Source organism: Usitatibacter palustris, from assembly GCF_013003985.1.
Lineage (GTDB): Bacteria > Pseudomonadota > Gammaproteobacteria > Burkholderiales > Usitatibacteraceae > Usitatibacter > Usitatibacter palustris.
The window spans coordinates 833,754-849,661 of record NZ_CP053073.1 but is presented as its reverse complement, the minus strand read 5'-3'; the positions used below and the strand labels follow the sequence as shown (position 1 = coordinate 849,661).

15 protein-coding genes are annotated in these 15,908 nt (G+C 66.7%); 7 read left to right on the top strand and 8 right to left on the bottom strand.

Annotated elements, in window-relative coordinates:
* Position 1: 1 nt before the first annotated feature.
* Together DSM104440_RS04460 and ppa are read right to left on the bottom strand one after the other, a co-directional pair.
* Positions 2-1,468, bottom strand: coding sequence for a M48 family metallopeptidase (locus DSM104440_RS04460; protein ID WP_171160863.1), 1,467 nt, complete (start codon positions 1,466-1,468; stop codon positions 2-4).
* A 3-nt stretch (positions 1,469-1,471) separates the two neighbouring features.
* Positions 1,472-2,014, bottom strand: coding sequence for an inorganic diphosphatase (gene ppa / locus DSM104440_RS04455; protein ID WP_171160862.1), 543 nt, complete (start codon positions 2,012-2,014; stop codon positions 1,472-1,474).
* Positions 2,015-2,114: 100 nt separating this feature from the next.
* Here ppa and DSM104440_RS04450 point away from each other — a divergent pair, with 100 nt between their 5' ends.
* The 4 genes from DSM104440_RS04450 to DSM104440_RS04435 are packed head-to-tail and all read left to right on the top strand — an operon-like array spanning position 2,115 to position 7,541.
* Positions 2,115-2,696, top strand: coding sequence for an HNH endonuclease (locus DSM104440_RS04450; protein ID WP_171160861.1), 582 nt, complete (start codon positions 2,115-2,117; stop codon positions 2,694-2,696).
* A gap of 53 nt (positions 2,697-2,749) precedes the next feature.
* A complete protein-coding gene (locus DSM104440_RS04445; RefSeq protein ID WP_171160860.1) occupies positions 2,750-5,011 on the top strand; it encodes an alpha,alpha-trehalose-phosphate synthase (UDP-forming) in 2,262 nt (753 codons plus the stop codon).
* Positions 5,008-5,760, top strand: coding sequence for a trehalose-phosphatase (gene otsB / locus DSM104440_RS04440; RefSeq protein ID WP_171160859.1), 753 nt, complete (start codon positions 5,008-5,010; stop codon positions 5,758-5,760). The genes DSM104440_RS04445 and otsB overlap by 4 nt, the downstream gene beginning before the upstream one ends.
* Complete coding sequence (locus tag DSM104440_RS04435; RefSeq protein WP_171160858.1) at positions 5,757-7,541, top strand: glycoside hydrolase family 15 protein; 1,785 nt, start codon at positions 5,757-5,759, stop codon at positions 7,539-7,541. Before otsB ends, DSM104440_RS04435 begins: the two co-directional genes overlap by 4 nt.
* Positions 7,542-7,545: 4 nt before the next feature.
* On the opposite strand, the gene gcvA is transcribed toward DSM104440_RS04435, so the two are convergent.
* On the bottom strand, positions 7,546-8,475 hold the full coding sequence (gcvA, locus tag DSM104440_RS04430) for a transcriptional regulator GcvA (RefSeq protein ID WP_171160857.1): 930 nt from the start codon (positions 8,473-8,475) through the stop codon (positions 7,546-7,548).
* A gap of 118 nt (positions 8,476-8,593) precedes the next feature.
* On the opposite strand from gcvA, the gene DSM104440_RS04425 reads away from it, so the two are divergent.
* Positions 8,594-8,842, top strand: coding sequence for a DUF2917 domain-containing protein (locus DSM104440_RS04425; RefSeq protein WP_171160856.1), 249 nt, complete (start codon positions 8,594-8,596; stop codon positions 8,840-8,842).
* Between the two features lie 12 nt (positions 8,843-8,854).
* Positions 8,855-9,049, top strand: coding sequence for a hypothetical protein (locus DSM104440_RS04420; protein WP_171160855.1), 195 nt, complete (start codon positions 8,855-8,857; stop codon positions 9,047-9,049).
* Between the two features lie 62 nt (positions 9,050-9,111).
* Here the strand turns inward: DSM104440_RS04420 and queA are convergent, their stop codons facing one another.
* The 5 genes from queA to DSM104440_RS04395 are packed head-to-tail and all read right to left on the bottom strand — an operon-like array spanning position 9,112 to position 14,516.
* Positions 9,112-10,134, bottom strand: coding sequence for a tRNA preQ1(34) S-adenosylmethionine ribosyltransferase-isomerase QueA (gene queA, locus DSM104440_RS04415; RefSeq protein ID WP_171160854.1), 1,023 nt, complete (start codon positions 10,132-10,134; stop codon positions 9,112-9,114).
* Between the two features lie 22 nt (positions 10,135-10,156).
* Positions 10,157-11,515: a GH1 family beta-glucosidase gene (locus DSM104440_RS04410; RefSeq protein WP_171160853.1), complete on the bottom strand. Its 1,359-nt coding sequence runs from the start codon at positions 11,513-11,515 to the stop codon at positions 10,157-10,159.
* 7 nt (positions 11,516-11,522) lie between these two features.
* The gene (locus DSM104440_RS04405) at positions 11,523-12,350 is read right to left on the bottom strand and encodes a carbohydrate ABC transporter permease (RefSeq protein WP_212758202.1); all 828 of its coding nucleotides are present in this window, start codon (positions 12,348-12,350) and stop codon (positions 11,523-11,525) included.
* Complete coding sequence (locus DSM104440_RS04400) at positions 12,337-13,245, bottom strand: carbohydrate ABC transporter permease (RefSeq protein ID WP_171160852.1); 909 nt, start codon at positions 13,243-13,245, stop codon at positions 12,337-12,339. The genes DSM104440_RS04405 and DSM104440_RS04400 overlap by 14 nt, the downstream gene beginning before the upstream one ends.
* A 14-nt stretch (positions 13,246-13,259) precedes the next feature.
* A complete protein-coding gene (locus DSM104440_RS04395) occupies positions 13,260-14,516 on the bottom strand; it encodes an ABC transporter substrate-binding protein (RefSeq protein ID WP_171160851.1) in 1,257 nt (418 codons plus the stop codon).
* Positions 14,517-14,623: 107 nt separating this feature from the next.
* Between DSM104440_RS04395 and DSM104440_RS04390 the strand changes: the two genes are divergently transcribed.
* A complete protein-coding gene (locus DSM104440_RS04390) occupies positions 14,624-15,631 on the top strand; it encodes a LacI family DNA-binding transcriptional regulator (RefSeq protein WP_171160850.1) in 1,008 nt (335 codons plus the stop codon).
* Positions 15,632-15,908 lie beyond the last annotated feature (277 nt).

Genomic DNA, 15,908 nt, shown 5'->3' with positions numbered 1-15,908 from the left:
GCTACTCGTCCTCGTCGTACCCGCCGTTCTGCAGGTAGTCGGCGATCATCTGGCGCTCGATCTCCGTCAATCGCTCCTCGATCTGGTCGGCGCCCACGAAGAGCTTCACCGAGCTCGCCGCGGGGTCGACCACGAGCGCCTTTGCGCGGATGGCGGTGAGATCGACTTTCAGCGCGCGGATGCGATCGATCGTCGGTGGGTGGCTGTCGGTCGGATGCGCGATGGCATCCTCCATCGCGACGTCGTCGACCTTCGGCACGGGTCCGGAGAGCGCCTTCTGCACGAAGGCGAGGCTCGCGTTCGGCGGGCACATCCCCTTGCCCTGGATCGACTCTGCGATTGTTTGCTGCACGTCTCCCCACGCCGGGGCATACGCGCCCACCTTGAGCAGCGACGTGGCGATGGCTTCCGCATTCGCGACCGAGGCGCCGCACTTGTCGGCTTCCAGCTCGCGATCGCGGCCGATGGCGCTCTCCGCCTGCGCGAAGGCCTCGTAGAAGAATCCGAGCACCGCGACACCGGGCCAGAGTGCGAGCGATTGCCAGCCGCCCTCGAAGCTGTGCGACTCCAGGGCCGCGAGCGCGCGCCCGGTTCCGGCGTATACCGGATAAAAACCCAGGCTGAACTTGGTGTCCTCGCCGCGGAAATGCCCCAGCTCGTGGCCGATCACGGCGGTGAGCTCGGGCAGCGTGAGGATGCGCATCAGCGGCAGCGACAGGTACATGGTCGATTGCTGGTGCGGAAAGCCCTTCGGACGCACGATCACGTCCGCGCTCGTCACATAGAAGGTGGGATCGAGTCCCACGACGATGTTCTTGGGCGGCGTGGCCTTCAGGCGCTCGGCCAGGCGATCGACGAATTTCCACACCAGCGGCTGGTCCTTGCGATGCACCGCCTCGCCGATCACGGTGGAGGTCGCGCGCTTCGAGATGGAGAGCCCCGCGCGCAACATCGTGAACGAACCGAGCAGCGCGCCCAGCCCGATCGCCAGCACGACGAAGATGTGCACGCGACCGATCAACGCCGACTCGAGCACCATGAATCCGTAAGACGCGATGAAGCCCTGCACCAGGATCAGTCCGAACAGCGCGTAGAGGACGATGCGAATGCCCGGCGCGAAGAGCCGCAGCAGCAGGTTGCGGTCGTTGGCCGCCGCGCGCGCGGCCAGCGCGATCGCGCCCAGCAGGAGCAGGCCCGCGAGCAGCGCGCTGAAGCTGAGCACCTTGAGCCGCGCGATGTGGGGACGCGAACCGCAATCGTCGCTGACCTTGCGGTCGATATCGAACGCCGCGGCGCCGCAGTACTCGGCAAAGGTATCGGGGAGTTTCGCGCGAACGGCCGGGATGGTGACCTTCTCGAGCGCCACCTGGAAGCGCTTCTCGGCCGAGCGCTGCGCATAAGTCCCGATCAGGTAGCCCGCGATGGGGATGGCCACCACGAGGGCGACGAGCTTGGCGACGCGGACCATCGGCTAGCGCTTCTTCTTCTGCGCGGCGTAGCGCTTGGCGCTGCGCGTGATTTCCTTCTTCGCTTCCTCAGGCCCCAGCCACCCCTCGACCTTCACCCACTTGCCCGGCTCGAGATCCTTGTAGTGCGCGAAGAAGTGCTGGATCTGCGCGAGGGTTTCCGGGGCCAGGTCGCGCGGGGTTTCAACGGAGCGATACAGCGGCGTGAGCTTGTCGATGGGCACGGCGAGGAGCTTCGTGTCCCCGCCCGCGTCGTCGGTCATCGCGAGCATCCCGATGGGCCGGCAGGCCACGACGACGCCGGGATGTAACGGAAAGGGTGTAACCACCAACACGTCCGTCGGGTCGCCGTCATCGGACAGCGTGTGGGGGATGTACCCGTAGTTGCAGGGGTAGTGCATGGCGGTCGACAGGAACCGGTCGACGAAGAGCGCCCCGGTGGCCTTGTCGACCTCGTACTTGATCGGGTCGGCATGGGCCGGGATCTCGATGATCACGTTGATGTCGTTGGGCAGCTTGCGGCCCGAGGTCACGCGGTCGAGGTTCATGTGTAAGCGAGCACTAGCAAGGGAAATTTGATAAATTGGAGCAAGTTGTGAGCAGGATAATCCAAGTCTTCGATTTCACAGGAAAAAGCTCTCGAGCCCCATGAATCGCAGCCTGCCGCTCATCCTTACCCTGGACACCCACGGTGTCCCGCATCGCTGGATCACCTGGCAGCAGGCGGTCTGGTATTACGCCAAGGAACGCGTGGCCTGGGAAATGGGCCGCGAGGCCTTCACGGTCTGGGGCGGGCGCTCCCATCTCACCGGCGAGCGCTCCAGCATCACCTCGAATTCGATCATCGCGATCAAGGGCAAGGCCCTCGCGTTCAAGGGCTTCAACTCGGTCCCGCCGCTCAACAACCGCGAGCTCTTCCACCGCGACAAGTACATCTGCGGTTTCTGCTCGGGCCACTTCTCCCATTACAAGCTCACGTGCGACCACATCATGCCGATGTCGCGCGGCGGCCGGGACACGTGGATGAACGTCGTGACCGCGTGCCGGGCGTGCAACCAGAAGAAGGGCAGCCGCACGCCGGAAGAGGCGCACATGCAGCTGATCTACGCGCCTTACGTGCCCAACCGCGCGGAATTCCTGATCCTCGCCAACCGCCGCATCCTCGCCGACCAGATGGAGTTCCTCAAGCAGCACGTGTCGGCAAATTCGAGGCTGCACACCGTCTCGTAGCGGCAGGCGGCCGGCCCACCGCCTGCATTCGAGTGACGCAAGCGAGGTAGCCCATGAGACTGTCGCTTCGATTCCTCATTCCGCTTGCGATCGCGCTGGGCCTCATCGCCTACGTGGTGGCCCCCCTAGTCGACCAGCTCACACTGCGCTGGTTCGTTCGCGACGTGGACATCCGGGCAAAGCTCATCGCCACCGCCGTGCAGGAGCCCCTCGTCGAGCTGCTCGGGCAAAAGGGTCGCGACGAAGCGCGCGTCCTGCGCGTGGAAGCGTTCTTCAACCGCATCCTGCAGGACGAGCGCCTGTTCGCGATCGGGTTCTGCGACAACCATCGCGCGCTGGTCTACCGCACGCCCACGCTGCCCCAGAACGCGGTCTGCCCGCCGGCCGGAGTCGAGCCCGAGAAGACCGGCCGGATCCTCGTCGAGCCCAGCGGCACGCTGCATGTCGCCGCGAGTCCGCTCGAGGTCGATGGCCAGCGCCTGGGCGAGCTGCTGATCGTGCACGACATGAGCTTCATCCAGCGGCGCAGCGCGGATACGCGTACGTACCTCATCTACCTGTTCGCGGCGATCGGCGCGGTGGTCGCCCTCATCACGGTGGTGATCGCGGAGATCTCGTGGAGAGGTTGGGTCGCGGGCATCAAGGCACTCATCCGCGGGCAGGCGATGGCCCTCGCGCCCGAGACGCGTGCGCGCGAGCTCCAGCCCATCGCCCGCGACCTGGCAGCGCTTGTGCGCGACCTCGAGGCCGAGCGGCGCACGCGCGACGAGTCGCAAGTGAGCTGGGGGCCCGAGTCGCTGCGCGCGATCCTCCATGAGGACCTGAAGGGCGAGGAGATCCTTATCGTCTCCAATCGCGAACCGTACATTCACGTGCGAGCGAGCGGCGGCATCCAGGTGCAGCGGCCGGCGAGCGGCCTGGTGACCGCGCTCGAGCCCGTGATGCGGGCGTGCTCGGGAACGTGGATCGCGCACGGCTCGGGAAACGCCGACCGCGACGTGGTCGATTCCAGCGACCGGATCCAGGTCCCGCCCGAAAGCCCCGCCTACCGGCTGCGCCGCGTATGGCTCTCGAAGGCCGAGGAAGAGGGTTACTACTACGGCTTCGCCAACGAGGGCCTGTGGCCGCTATGCCACATCGCGCACACGCGGCCCGTGTTCCGCGCGACCGACTGGGAGCAGTACCGCACGGTCAACCGCCGCTTCGCCGACGCGGTGGTCCAGGAGTCACGCACGAGCAACCCGATCGTCCTCGTGCAGGACTACCACTTCGCCCTGCTCCCCCGCATGATCCGCGAGAAGTTGCCGGGCGCCACGATCATCACTTTCTGGCACATTCCCTGGCCCAACCCGGAGGCGTTCGGGCTTTGCCCGTGGCGCGGCGAGCTCCTCGAGGGCCTGCTGGGCTCGTCGATCCTCGGGTTCCACACGCAGTTCCACTGCAACAACTTCCTCGACACCGTGGGTCGCTACCTCGAGGCGCGCGTCGACCGCGAAACCTCGTCGATCTCGCTGGGCGGTGAAGCGACGGAGGTGCACCGCTACCCGATCTCCATCGAGTGGCCGCCCGCGATGCTCGCCGGCCTGCCGGACGTGGCCCAGTGCGGCGCGGACCTGCGCCGCGAGCTCGGAGTGCCGCTCGAGACGAAGGTCGGCATCGGCGTGGACCGCCTCGATTACACCAAGGGCATCCTCGAGCGCTTCGCGGCCATCGAGCGGCTGCTCGAGCTCGAGCCGCACTGGGTCGGTCATTTCACGTTCGTCCAGGTGGCTGCGCCGAGCCGCTCCTCGATCGAGGAGTACCAATCGCTCGACGCGCGCGTGCGCGCCGCGGCCCAACGAATCAACAACCGCTTCGGCTCTCCCGGATGCCCGCCGATCACCTTGCGCATCGAGCATCACGACGCGCGCCGTGTCTACGCGCTGTATCGGGGCGCCGACGTTTGCTTCGTCTCGAGCCTGCATGACGGCATGAACCTCGTCGCGAAGGAATACGTGGCGGCGCGCGACGACGAGCGCGGCGTGCTGATCCTGTCGCAATTTGCGGGCGCCTCGCGCGAGTTGATGGAAGCGCTGATCGTGAATCCCTACGACACCGAGCAATGCGCCGCGGCACTTCGTCTCGCGCTGTCGATGAACCCGGCCGAGCAGCGCGACCGCATGCGCAGCATGCGCAGCCTGGTGCAGGAGTTCAACGTCTATCGCTGGGCCGGCCGCATGCTCCTCGATGCTTCGCGGATGCGCCATCGCCGCCGCCTCGCCGGCGCGCGGCGCGGGGTGCGCGTCATCGGACTGCGGGGGTCCGCGGAACGATGACGGTTCCTGACCCGCAGCCCGGCTGGGCGCTCTTCCTCGATGTCGACGGTACGCTGGTCGACCTCGCGGGCCATCCGGCCGCCGTGAGGGTCGAGCCCGGATTGCGCGGCCTCCTCGAGAACCTGCGCGATGCCACGGGCGGCGCGCTCGCACTCGTGAGCGGGCGCAGCATCGCCGACCTCGATCGCCTCTTCGCCCCGCTGGAGCTGCCCGCCGCCGGCCAGCATGGCGCGGAAGTCCGCACGGGCCGCGTGGCGGCCTTGCCCGCGGGCCCGCGCCGCGCCGCCTTCGACCACGTCGCCGCGGCCCTCGATGCGGTCGTGCACGCCAACCCCGGCTTCGTCCTCGAGGACAAAGGCTCGAACTTCGCGCTCCACTATCGGGATCGGCCCGGCCACGCAGCCGATGCCGAGGCCGCGATCAAGCGGGCGGCGCACGAACTAGGCGACGATTACGAAGTGATCTCGGGACACTACGTCTATGAAGCGAAGCCCGCGGCCCACAACAAGGGCACGGCCGTGCTCCAACTGATGCGAGAGGCGCCCTTCGCGGGGCGGATCCCCGTGTTCGTGGGCGACGATCGCACCGACGAGGACGGGTTCGAGGCCGTGGCGCGGCTCGGCGGCCATTCCGTGAAGATCGGCGACGGTCCGACGCGCGCACGCTGGCGCGTGCCCGATGCGCAAGCGGCGCGCCATTGGCTCGAGGATTACGCGCGGCGGTTCGCGCACGCGGCGGGCGCATCGTGAGGGATCTCGAGCTCGGCCTGATCGGAAACTCGAGCATCGGCGCCCTCGTCGACAACCGCGCGGAGCTGGTATGGGCCTGCTTCCCGCGCTTCGACGCCGACGCGCAGTTCTGCTCGCTCCTGCGCGAGCGCGGCGGGGCCGACGACTTCGGCTACTTCGCGGTGGACCTCGAGGACTTCGCGCACGCCGAGCAGGCCTATGCGCCCAATTCACCGGTTCTTCTCACGCGGTTGCACGACAAGCATGGCGGCATCGTGGAGGTCGTCGACTTCGCGCCCCGCTTCCGCCAGTTCGGACGCCTTTTCTGCCCGGCGCAGCTCGTGCGCATCGTGCGGCCGGTGGCGGGCAGCCCGCGCGTGCGAATGTTGCTGCGTCCGGCGAGCGAGTACGGGCGCGAGCGACCGCGGACCACCGCCGGCACCAACCACGTGCGCTTCGTCGGCACCGACTACACGTTGCGCGTGACGACGGATTGCTCGATCACCGCCGTCCTGGAGGAATCGACCTTCTCCCTTCGCAATACGGTCGCTTTCCTCATCGGCCCGGACGAAACGCTCCAGGGCGGTGTGGCCGAGACCGCAAGGCGCTTCCACGAGCTCACCCTCGACTACTGGCACGACTGGGTTCGGGACCTTTCGATTCCCTTCGAATGGCAGGACGACATCATCCGCGCCGCCATCACGCTGAAGCTTGCCGCGTACGACGACACCGGCGCCGTCATCGCGGCCTTCACGACGTCGATTCCCGAAGCACCGGGCAGCGGCAGGAACTGGGACTACCGCTTCTGCTGGCTGCGCGACGCCTATTTCGTGGTGAACGCGCTCAACCGCCTCAATGCAACGCGCACGATGGAACGCTACATCGGCTACATCATCAACGTGGCCTCGCAGGCGCGGGGCGCGCTGCAGCCCGTGTATCGCATCAGCGGCTCGCCGGAGCTTCCCGAAAAGGAGCTCGCGTCCCTTCCGGGATACCGCGGCATGGGACCGGTCCGCGTGGGCAACCAGGCGGCCGCGCAGGTCCAGAACGACGTCTACGGCTCGGCGGTGCTGGCCGCGACGCACGCCTTCTTCGACCGGCGGCTCATGTCCGTCGCCGACGCGGGCCTCTTCCGCCAGCTCGAAGTGCTCGGCGATCGGGCGCTCGCGGCCCACGACCAGCCGGATGCCGGCCTCTGGGAATTGCGCGGGTCGGCGCGCGTCCATACGTTCTCGAGCCTCATGTGCTGGGTGGCCTGCGACCGGCTCGCGAAGATCGCCGCCCGCCTGGGCATCGGCGAGCGCGCGCGGTATTGGCGCAGCGCCGCGGACGGCGTGCATGCCGTGATCAGCGAGCGCGCCTGGAGCGGCAAGCGCCAGGCGTTCACCTCCTCGTTTGGCGGCGAGGAGCTCGACGCGAGCCTGCTCCTGCTGCACGAGCTGGGGTTCCTGCGGGCTGACGACCCGCGCTTCGCCTCGACGGTCGATGCCATCGGCAAGGACCTCCGCCGTGGGGACTTCATCTTCCGCTACGCCGAGGCCGACGACTTCGGCGCGCCGACGCACGCGTTCCTGGTCTGCACGTTCTGGTATATCGATGCGCTCGCGAGCCTCGGGCGGCGCGATGAAGCCCGCGCGCTCTTCGAAGCCACGCTCGCGCGGCGCACGCGCCTGGGCCTCTTCGCGGAGCACGCCCATCCCGAAACCGGCGAGCTGTGGGGCAACTTCCCGCAGACCTACAGCATGGTCGGGATGATCAACAGCGCAACGCGCCTGAGCATCCCGTGGGACGAGGCCTTCTGACCCGTCACTCTCGGCTCGCGATCTCCGCGCGCACCCACGAGACGAATTGCTGCGCCTCGGGCCGCGCCGCCGCGCCCGGCGCGTAGATCGCGTGGTAGGCACGCGCGAGCCGCTGGCGCTTCCCGAACAGCACGACGAGCTGCTTCCGGCGGACGTGGTCGCTCACGAGCGTCATCCGCCCCATCGCGATCCCCTGCCCAAGCAACGCCGCCTGCACGACCTGGTCGTATTGGCCGAACGTGAGCGTCCCCGCGGTTGTGAACGGCTCGAGCCCCGAGGACTCCATCCAGGTTTCCCAGGCGATCCACGGCCACTTGCCGGTCGGATCGTGGACGTGGATCAGCACGTGGTGGCGCAGGTCCTCGGGCTTCGCGAGCGGCCGCTTCGCCGCGCGCGCCTCCTCGAAATACTCCGCGCTGCAGATCGGGGCCACGTGCTCCCCGGCGAGCGGAATGGACCCCGCGGGTTCGTGTCCCTGCGGAATGTCGCGAATGGCCACGTCGATGCCTTCGCGCGCCATGTCGAGCACGTCGCCCGAAGCCGCGATGCGCACGTCGACACGCGGGTGTTCCTTGCGGAATCGCGCCAGGCGCGGCACGAGCCAGGTTGCGGCGAACGAGAGCGTGGTGGTGACCGTGAGGACGTGCCCGGTGCGCGGCTCGCGCAGGCGGCGCGTCGCTTCGCGCACGTGGTCGAGAACGGGTGCGACCGTTCGTAGATAGGCCTGGCCGGCTTCGGTGAGTGCGAGCGCACGGTGGCGGCGCTCGAAGAGCTGCACGCCGAGGAACTCCTCGAGGGCGAGTATCTGGCGGCTCACGGCCGATTGCGTAAGGAACAGCTCTTCGGCGGCCTTCGTGAAGGACAGGTGGCGCGCGGCCGCCTCGAACCCGGGCAGCAGGTCGAGCGGAGGCAGCGACCGGGACGTCTTATCCATTCCCAATACGCATACCAGACATGCCCGGAATTCGTTTGCGGCTCCCTGTAGGGATCCGGATACTGGCGTCCATGGGAGTGATTCTGCATGCCCCCAGGGAATACAACAAGGAGTCGCCATGGAACTGCACCTCAAGGCCCCGCTGATCGCCCTCGCCCCCGGTGAAGTCATCGCCCTCGATGACGTCGCCGGAGCCACGATCAAGCCGACGCGCGGCACGGTGTGGATCACCGAAGAAGGCGACACCGCCGATTTCGTCCTTCGCCCGGGCGAGCGACGCGTCGTGCAGAACGAGGGCCGCACCGTCGTGCAGGCCATCGACTGCGCGTGGATCTCGATACGCGAATCGCTTCCCGAAGCCGCCTGACCGGAGACTGCAATGAGCTACGCCACCATGAATCGTTCGACCTGGATTGCCGATGGACTTCGCTGGATCGGTTCCGTGTGCGAAAGCGCCGCGGATGCGATCGATCGCGACGCCGCCTATCCCCAGCCTCTCGAGCCCGTGCCCACGCGCCCCGCGTTCGAGGAATACCTCTACGACGTGCGATTCCGCATCCACAACCGCATCTGAAAGTAGAGGGGTCAGATCCCTTAACTTTCCTGGAAGCAGGAAAGTTAAGGGATCTGACCCCTCTACTTTCTCTCCAGCAGCATGGCATCGCCGTAGCTGAAGAAGCGGTAGCGCTCGGCGATCGCGTGGGCGTAGGCTGCGCGGATGTTTGCCAGTCCCGCGAACGCGCTCACGAGCATGAGCAGCGTGGACTTCGGAAGATGGAAGTTGGTCACGAGCCGGTCGACGACGCGGAACTCGAAGCCCGGCTTGATGAAGAGGCGCGTGTCGCCCATCCCCGCCCGCGGCGTTCCGTCGAGCGCCGCCGATTCCAGCGCACGCAGTGACGTCGTTCCCACCGCGATCACGCGGCCCTTCGCCGCCCTCGCCTTCGCGATCGCCGCGACCGTGGCCTCTGGAATGCGGTACCACTCCGAATGCATCACGTGATGGTCGATGTCGTCGCCGCGAATCGGCTGGAACGTCCCGGCGCCCACATGCAAGGTGACGCTCGCGACCGCAACCCCCTTGCCGCGCAACGTCGCGAGCATCGCGTCGTCGAAGTGCAGTCCGGCGGTGGGAGCGGCCACCGCGCCCGGAACCTCGGCATACACCGTCTGGTAGCGTGATTCGTCGCTCGCATCGGGAACGTGCGTGATGTAGGGCGGCAGCGGGACTTCGCCGTGCGCCTGGAGCTCATCGAGCACCGAGGCGTTTCCTTCGAAGCGCAGCTCGAAGAGGTCCTCGTGGCGTCCCATCACCTCCGCGACGACATTGCCCGGCAGCAGGAGCTTGCGTCCCGGCTTCGGTGTCTTGCTCGCGCGCACATGCGCTAGCGCGCGGTGGGCATCGAGCACGCGCTCGACCAGCACCTCGACTTCGCCGCCTGTGTCCTTCCTGCCGCGAAGACGCGCCTTGATCACGCGCGTGTCGTTCACGACCAGGAGGTCGCCCTCGCGAACGAGCGCGGGAAAGTCGCGAAACGCGAGGTCGCGCAGCGTGCCGGCGGCCTCCACGTGCAGGAGGCGGCTCGCGCTGCGCTCCGCGGCCGGATGCTGCGCGATCAGGTCCGCGGGCAGGTCGTAGTCGAAATCGGCGAGCTTCACCCGCCGATTATAGGTGCCGCCCCTAGGGAGTCGCCGCCCGGTGCGTCTCGATGAATTTGCGGTACCAGTGGGCGCTGTCCTTCGCCGTGCGCACGAGCGTGGCGTAGTCGACGTGGAAGAGCCCGAAGCGCTTGGTGTAGCCCGAATCCCATTCGAAGTTGTCGAGCAGGCTCCAGTAGAAGTACCCGCGCACGTCGGCCCCGAGCTCCATCGCGCTCGCCACGGCATCGAGGTGCAGGCGAAGGTAATCCACACGCGCGGTGTCTTCCACGCGCCCGGCCACCAGGTGATCGGCGTTGGCCATGCCGTTCTCCGTGATGTAGATCGGCGGCGGCGCGTATTCGCGCGTGAGGCGCACGAGATGCTCGGTGAGCGCGCGCGGATAGACCTCCCAGCCCATGTCGGTGAACCCCAGCTCTCCGGGTGCCGGAGCGGGCGGACGATTCGTGCTGACGAAGAGGCGCGAGTAGAAATTCACGCCGAGGAAATCGAGCGGCTGGCCGATCGTCGCGAAGTCGCCCGCGTGCACGACCGGCGCATCACCGGCGAGGTGGTCGAGCACGTCGGCCGGATAGGCGCCGCGAAACAGCGGATCCATGTACCAGCGAACGTCGAGCCCGTCGGCGAGGCGAGCCGCACGGCGGTCGGCCTCGGTGGCCGTCGCGGGATAGGACGGCGTGTGGTTGAGCACGATGCCCAGCGGCGTGCGCGTTTCGCCGCGCATGGCCTGGATCGCCTGCCCGTGCGCGAGCAGCAGGTTGTGGGAGACCTGGCTTGCCACCTTGCGGCTCTTGAGCCCCGGCGCAAACTTGCCGCGCTCGTGACCCAGCGTGGCCACGCACCACGGCTCGTTCAGCGTGGAGATCCCGGCCACGCGGTCGCCGAAGCGGCGCGCGACTTCCTTCGCGTACACGGCGAAGCGCGGCGCGATCTCGCGCGACTGCCATCCGTTCATGCGCTCCTGCAGCGCCTGCGGTAGATCCCAGTGATAGAGCGTGATGTGCGGCTGGATCCCGCTCTCGAGCAAGCTGTCGATCAGGCGATCGTAGAAATCGAAACCGGCTTCGTTCCAGGCTCCCGAGCCGGCCGGCTGCACCCGCGGCCATGAAATCGAGAAGCGGTACGCGTGGACGCCGAGCCACTTCATGAGCGCGACGTCCTCGGCATAGCGATGGTAGTGATCGCAGGCGACGTCGCCGTTGCCGCCGTCGGCAATGCGCCCCTGCTGGCTGCAGAACGCGTCCCAGATGGAGGCGCCGCGCCCGTCCTTCGCGGCCGCGCCTTCGATCTGGAACGCGCTGGTCGCTACACCCCAGAGGAACTCCTCCGGGAAACGCTTGGCGGCCTGGCGCTGGAATTCGCTGGAGTCATTCAGGTTCATGGGGAGATCAGCCTCGAACGGCGCCGGCCGTCATGCCTTCGATCAGGCGGCGCGATGTGAAGAAAAAGACGATGAGCAAGGGCAGCACGGCGATGGCGCTGCCGGCCATGACCGCGCCCCACTCCGTGGCCGCGGGGTTCTGCATGCTGCGTAGCGCGAGGGGAATCGTGAAGCTCTCGGGCGAGCGCATCACGACCAGCGGTGCGACGAAGTTGTTCCACGACGTGATGAACGTGACCAGCCCGACCGTGCCCAGCGCCGGTCCCACCAGGGGCAGCACCACGCCCCAATAGATGCGGAACTCGCCGCACCCGTCGATGCGCGCGGCCTCGAGCAGCTCCTTCGGCACGGCGCTCGCGATGTACTGGCGCATGAGGAAGATCCCGAGCGCGCCCGCCGCGCCCGGAACGTAGAGCGCGCGTGGCTGGTCGATCCAGCCGAGGAAATCGAGGACCAGGAACGACGGCACCATGTTCAGGTACGACGGGAACATGAGCGAGGCGATCACGATCGCGAAGAGCGAGTCCTTGAAGCGAAAGTCGTAGGCCGCGAAGGCGAAGCCCGCCATCGAGCACAGCAGGAGGTTCAACCCGGTGGTCATGCTCGCCACGTAGAGGCTCATGCCGAGGTTCTGCCAGAACGGAATCTTCTCGAGGAGGATTCCGAGGTTGGCTGGCAGGCTCGAACCGAACCACAGCGGCGGCGGGACGTTGAAGATGTCGCCGCGCGAATGGGTCGCGAACACGAACATGAAGTAGAAGGGCGCGGCCATGACGAGCAACCCGGCGCCCACCAGGGCCCAGGCGATGAGCCGGCGCGGGTCAATGCGGGCCAAGGTTGCCACTCCCTCGTCCGAAGAGTTTCGAGTTCACCCACGTGAGCGAAGCGATGATCGCGAACAGGATCCACGACAACGCGGACGCCGTTCCGAAGTTCCCGTCCGAGAACGCGAGGTGGTACATGAACATCGCAGTGGTCATCGCCGACTGCCCAACGCCGCCCAGCCCCGCTTCGCGCGCCGCCCCCGAGGCTCCCGTGAGGATGAACGGCTCCTCGAAAAGCTGCAGGTTGAAGATCAACGTGAGCGTGACCGCGAGGTAGATCATCGGCCGCAGCATCGGCAGGCTGATGTCGCGGAATTGCTGCCAGCTCGAGGCGCCGTCGATGCGCGCGGCCTCGTAGATTTCCTTGTCGATCCCCTGGAGCGCCGTGAGATAGAGCAGCGCGTTCCAGCCTACGTAGCGCCAGAAGACCACGATCGCCACCGCGGGCTTCGTGTAGTCGGCGCTGCCCAGCCAATCGATGTTGGTGCCGAGCGCCGCGTTGACGACGCCGAAGTCCTTCGACAGGAGCGTCGAGAAGATCAGCGCGATCGCCACACTCGAGGTGATGTACGGAAGGAAATACGCGCCAATCACGAAGTTGCGGCTCTTCCGCAGCTGCGTGTGGATGAGGTACGCGAGCGGCAACGCCACCAGGTGCTGCGGAATGCCCGCGGCGAGTGCCAGCCACACCGTGTTGTAGAGAGACTTGCGGAACCACGGATCGGTGAGCGCGGACAGATAGTTGTCCACGCCCACCCAGCGCATCGCTTCCAGACCCCTCGCCGCATCCCATTGGTGGAAGGACAGGTACATCGAGAAGGCGAGCGGGAACAGGCTGAACACGAAGAACAGCACGAAGAAGGGCGCGATGAACAGGTAGGGCGCGTAGCGCCGGTTCCAACGCATGCGGGCGTGGTTTCCTATCGGCGGATCCGTTGTTCGATGAGCTGCTTCGCATCGGCGAGTGCCGCGCCGATGCCCTTGTTCTCGTTGAGCACCTTGTCGAATTCGGCGTTGACGATCGCCGCGGCCAGGGTGTCGTTGCGATTCACCGGGACCGCCGGGATCTTCTCGGCGATCTCACGCCACAGCACGCGCGCCACCTGGCCACCGAGGAACTCGATGGGCTGCTCGAAGTACGGATCGTTCTGCGCCTCGCGCAACGCCGGGAAGGCATCGACCGCGCGCATTGAGCCGAGCTGGATCTCGCGCTCCATGGTCATGAGTTTCACGAACTCCCAGGCCGCGGCTTTGTTGCCGGCCTTGGCGGGGATCGCATAGAAGGAACCGCCGTACGAACCGTAGGTTCCGCTGGGCAAGTTCGCCGAGCGCCACATTCCCGAGGTCTGCGGCGCAAGGCCGTTCTTCAGGTGGCCCACGAGCCACGCGCCCATCATCTGTGTCGCGATGCGGCCGCGCTTGAGGCCCTCGGACCACTCGTTGGTCCAGTGCGGCGTCTTCGCGTCAATGCCGGCGCGGCGCGCCGCGAGGCCCAGCTCGAACGCGCGCACGAAGCGCTGGCTCTCCACGAGGATCGTTCCGTCACCGCGAAAGTACATGCCCTCGCCGTCGGAGAGCCCGGAGCGAAGATAGATGTCGCGGATGTCGGCGGCATGAGCGAGCAGGTATGCACCGGTCTTTTCCTTGATGCGCTTCCCGGAAGCGATGTACGACTCCCAGCTCTTCGTGAGGTCGGCTTCGGTAAGCCCGGCCTGCTCGACGATGTCCTTGCGATACAGCAGCGTGCCCGGGCCGATGTCCGTCGGTATCGCGACGAGGTTCCCGGAAGGTCCCGATGCCTGGGCGATCGCGAACGAAACGAACTTGCCCTTGTGCGCGGCCGCGTCGTAAGGCGCGCCGGCGAGATTCTCGAATCCGCCGGACGCGGCGAACTTGCCGATGTAGTCGCGATCGATCGCCATCACGTCGGGCAGGCCCGAACCGGTGGCGAGCGCGGTCGTCATCGCGGTGTGGTGGTCGCCGTATTCGCGCGAGACCACTTTCACGTCGATATCGGGATGCGCGCGCTTCCACGCGGGCAGCGCGGCCTTCACGGCACGGTCGAGATCGGGGAACGCGGCGACCACAATGGTCTTTCTCTCATCTTTCGCGCTGCACGCGGCGAGCGCGAGCGTTACGATGGCGGCCAGGATTCGCCCGAACGGGTGGACACGCATGAACCGGAACCCCTCCTCTGAACGTTACGGGCTCACTCGATGAAATCGTTTTCAGGTATTGTTAGGGCCGCGCGGACTTGTGTCAAGGAGCCGCCGGAGTACAGGCCATGAAAAGCAAGGAACCGTTGACGGTCATCGATGTGGCGCGGGAGGCGGGCGTGTCGCCCAGCACGGTCTCGCGCATCCTGAACGGAACCGTTCGGGTGAGCGACGCGAAGCGCAAGTCGGTCGAGAAGGTGATCGAGCGCCTCGGCTTCACCCGGAACCTCATGGCGCGCGGCCTGAAGCTCGGCCGCACGCACACGCTGGGCATCGTGATGCCCGAGGTGACCAGCTCTTTCTGGGAGGTTTCGCTCAAGGGCATCGAGGACCGGCTGCGCGGCAGCGGCTACGCACCGATGCTCACCAGCGGCCACTGGGACGCGGAGCAGGAAGCCCAGCGCGTCGAGATGCTTCTCCAGCGCCAGGTCGACGGCATCATCCTCCTGTCGGGGCGCCTGTCGGTCGACGAAATCAAGCGCTTCGCGGCGCGCCGGCCCATGGCCGTCTTCGGGCGTGCGCTCGAGACGAAAAACGCGATCGGCGCCATCCTCGACAACCGCGGCGGCGCGTTCGAAGCCACGACGCACCTTATTGAATTGGGCCACCGGCAGATCGCCTTCATCGCCGGGATTCCCGAGCATCCCGACGCGGCGGCACGCATGATCGGTTATCGCGACGCCCTCGAAGCGGCCGGCATCGCCTACGACAAGAAGCTCGTCGTGCAGGGCGACTTCCACGAGACCGGCGGCTTCAACGCGATGAATCGCCTGATCGATTCGGGTCGCGGATTCACCGCGGTCTTCGCCGCCAACGACCAGACCGCGCTCGGCGCCCGCCTCGCGCTGTACCGGCGCGGCCTGCGCCTGCCCGACGACGTCTCGCTCGTGGGCTTCGACGACCTGCCCGTGTCGCGCTACTCGACCCCGCCCCTCACGACGGTGCACCAGCCCGTCTACGAGCTCGGTCGCTCGCTGGTCGACGCCATGTTCGACCTCATCGAAGGCCGCCCGGCCAAGCTCGAGGTCCCGCCGATGCAGTTGATCGTGCGCGAGTCCACGCGCCGCCGGTCCTAGGCGTTTTAGGCACAAAATCCTTTAGTTCCAGCACCTTAGTCTGATTTCTTCATGGGATCGTTTTCATGGTGCACTGCAGCGTTCGCCGCGCGCAGCCTGCAAGCCAGGACGCTCCTTTACTTGTTTATTAATCAATCATATACAGCTTGTTTCCGCGTGTTTCCCTTACCAATCCGGGAGCCGATCTCTGGGAATTTGTTGACACATTGTGAAAACGTTCTCATACTTTTCTCAACCCCAGTCTCACGCAAGAACACCTGAAGTCAGAAACCAACGA